At 67.9% G+C, this 1,961-nt stretch carries 2 protein-coding genes and 1 pseudogene; all 3 read left to right on the top strand.

Annotated features, from left to right (window positions below; all coding sequences use genetic code 11):
- Positions 1-648, top strand: a 648-nt coding sequence (locus BRAO375_RS07790; RefSeq protein ID WP_139031336.1) for a tetratricopeptide repeat protein, incomplete at its 5' end; no start/stop codon positions are given.
- Positions 649-788: 140 nt separating this feature from the next.
- Positions 789-1,460 (top strand): OmpA family protein, encoded by a 672-nt coding sequence (locus tag BRAO375_RS07785; protein WP_009026914.1) that lies wholly within the window; start codon positions 789-791, stop codon positions 1,458-1,460.
- Between the two features lie 180 nt (positions 1,461-1,640).
- A pseudogene (locus tag BRAO375_RS07780) lies at positions 1,641-1,961 on the top strand (efflux RND transporter periplasmic adaptor subunit); the annotation flags it as partial.

Raw genomic sequence — 1,961 nt, 5'->3', positions numbered from 1 at the left:
CAGCCTTCGCCGGTGCAGAAGGTGGACACGCCGCCGCCGGTGGTGCCGGTCGCACCGGCATCTCCGCCGCCACCTGTGCCGACGCCCGCGCCGATTCCGCCGGTCGCGAATGTTGCGCCCACCGCTCCCGCGACACCCGCAGACCCTCTGGCCGAAGATCCGACGATCAAGAGCCTGACCGCCAAGATCGCGGCCAATCCGGATGACGCCGCCGCGCTGTACCGGCGCGGCCAGGTCTATGCCAGCAAGGGCGCCTATCCGCAGGCGATCCACGATTTCGACGAGAGCATCCGGATCAATCCAAAGGATGTCGAAGCGCTGAACAACCGCTGCTGGGCGCGCACCGTGGTCGGCGAGCTGCAGGCGGCGCTGCGCGACTGCAACGAGGCGCTGCGGCTGCGGCCGAATTTCGTCGACGCGCTCGACAGTCGCGGCCTCGTCAACCTGAAGAGCGGCGCGACCAAGAACGCGATCGCCGATTTCGATGCGGCGCTGAAGATCAATCCGCGGCTGACGTCATCATTGTACGGGCGCGGTCTCGCCAAGCAGCGCAACGGCGCCGCGCAGGAGGGTGCGCTCGACATCGCCAACGCCAAGGCGATGGATCCGAACATCGTCCGCGAGTTCGAGAATTACGGCGTGCGCTGATTCTGCGCACGACGGCCGGCCGCATCGAACCAAGCGACAGGCCGGACCGACATATCTGCGGACAGCCGGAGGCCCCAGCGGGCGCTCGCGGCAGAATGGGCAGATGCGTTCGCGCGAGTTGTGCGCGAGGAGGGATGGCAATGACCGCAAAGACCAATTCGACCAAGATCCTCGGCCTGTCGGGACTGATGCTGGCCGCGAGCCTGGGCGCGTTTGCGTCGCTCGGCCTCAGCCAGGCCTTCGCCGCCGAAGACGTGACGGAAGACCAGATCGTCCGCGCGCTGGCGGGTCCGAAGAAGCCGCTGACCCGCGGCCTGTCGATGTCGCCGCAGACGGAGGCCGCGCCCGCCGCGAACCCGGAGCAGGACAAGTTCCTGCAGAGCATCCGCGGCCGCTCGACGCGCTCGCTGTCGACAGCGGAGCGCGAGGAGATCGCGGCGGTCGCCAAGACCAAGCCGAACATCGATCTCGAGATCACCTTCGACTACAACTCGGCCAATATCAGCCAGAAGTCGATGCCCTCGGTGCAGGCGCTCGGCCGCGCGCTGACCAGCCCTGACCTCAAGGGGTCGACCTTCGTCGTTGCCGGCCATACCGATGCCGCAGGCGCCGACGCCTACAATCAGGACCTCTCTGAGCGCCGCGCCGATTCGATCAAGCGTTATCTGGTCGAGAAGTTCGGCATCGCCGGCGCCGATCTGGTCACCGTCGGCTACGGCAAGAGCAAGCTGAAGGATCCGAGCCAGCCGCTGGCCGAGGTCAACCGCCGCGTCCAGGTCGTCAACATGCAGAGCAAGACGGCCGCCAAGTAGCGCGCCAGGAGCGCCGCGTCTGTTCTAGCGCGCCGGGGTCGCGCCGAGCGACCGGCGTCATCAGATGCGTCTCGCAGGCTTGCGGGGCGCATCGTCTTGTCGGAACGTACCACGCCTCTCAGCAGGAGCCCCCCGCTCCATCGTCAAACCGCACCTCGCGCCGACCGGATCCGCTCTCCGATGAAGCTGCCGAAATCCCTCAAAACCGCAGCCACCGCAGTGGTCTTCGTGGCCCTGTTCGCGGGCTATTACTGGTACGAGCACCGCCCGCATGAGGCCGCCGAGGAGCCGCGGATGCAGGCTCAGGTGCTGGTCACCAAGGCGGGCAAGGCCTGCTTCTCCGATCTGGTGCGGGTCACCGGCTTTGTCGTGCCCCGCCGCGAGGCGGTGGTCGGCGCCGACCAGGAGGGCTCGCGGGTCACCGACGTGCTGGTCAAGGAAGGCGACACCGTCACCGAGAACCAGGAGCTCGCGCGCCTCACGCCGCCGCCGCCACAGCCG

Origin of the sequence: Bradyrhizobium sp. ORS 375 (genome assembly GCF_000239775.1) — a bacterium.
Lineage (GTDB): Bacteria > Pseudomonadota > Alphaproteobacteria > Rhizobiales > Xanthobacteraceae > Bradyrhizobium.
The sequence above is the reverse complement of the archived record's forward strand: the minus strand, read 5'-3'. Positions and strand labels throughout refer to the sequence as shown.

Excerpts from the sequence above, each read along its gene's own strand:
- BRAO375_RS07785 (WP_009026914.1), top strand. The coding sequence starts at position 789 with ATGACCGCAAAGACCAATTCGACCAAGATCCTCGGCCTGTCGGGACTG.